General features: G+C 52.7%; 1 protein-coding gene. It reads right to left on the bottom strand.

Translation table 11 applies throughout. The features are described 5' to 3' along the window. The coding region (locus tag R7P74_RS25080; RefSeq protein WP_318123352.1) for a PAS domain-containing protein at window positions 1-997 on the bottom strand (997 nt) is incomplete at both ends.

Raw genomic sequence — 997 nt, 5'->3', positions numbered from 1 at the left:
GAGTTGCTCCAACTCTCTAGTGCGCGCGCGCACTCGTTCTTCTAACGTTTCATTGGCGTCTTTCAGTGCTTGCTCGGCATCGCGGAATACGGTGATGTCCGTAAAGCTCATTACAAAACCACCGCCGGGCATCGGGTTGCCCTGCACTTCAATCACTCGTCCATCAGGACGCACACGGGAAGAGGTATGTCGCGTGCCTTGCTCAAGATGATACACGCGGCGGCGTACGTGGTCTTCTGGATCGCCGGGGCCACACAAACCTTGCTCAGCATTGTGGCGAATCACATCAGCAATCGGTCGGCCAACTTGAATTAATCCGGGTGGGAATACAAACAGCTCTAGGTAACGCTGGTTCCACGCCACCAGCCGCAGTTGTTTGTCGACCACCGCAATCCCTTGGCCGATATGTTCAATCGCCCCTTGGAGTAATCCGCGGCTAAAGTCGTACAACTCTGAAGCTTCATCAACGATGGTTGCGACTTCTTCAAGCTGCATATTTCTGCCTTGCAACGCAGAAGTAAGTACTAACTTAGCGGAAGAGGCACCAAACACCCCAGCCAATACGCGTTCAGTATGACGAATCAACGAAGACGGCGCTTGTTGGTTCGGTAACAACTCCTCTCGCTGCTGGCTCCAATAGGCTTGGAAAGCCACTTTCACCCGAGTGCGGCCAACAAAGCGCGAGGCAAGCATTTCCAGCTCAGCCACGGTAACTCGACTTTGATACAAGCTGATGTTTTCGCTTTCAGGCAGCGGTGTTCCGACAAAAGACGCCGACTGTAAGCGCTCACTTAGGCTTGGACGCGTCGCCAGAGACACCGCGACAAAACACACCGCGTTCGCCACCACACTCATGATCATGCCCCAATCCGAAATCGCAATGTCGAAGCTCGACAGCATCTCTGGCGGCGTAATTAACCAAATCAAAAAGTTGTTGCTGGCATTACCAGCCAACATGTCGGTTTGGCTCATTAAGGTAATCAACCAAATCGTAAAA

Source organism: Vibrio sp. 2033 (genome assembly GCF_033339735.1).
This window is presented reverse-complemented; position numbering and strand designations above follow the sequence as displayed.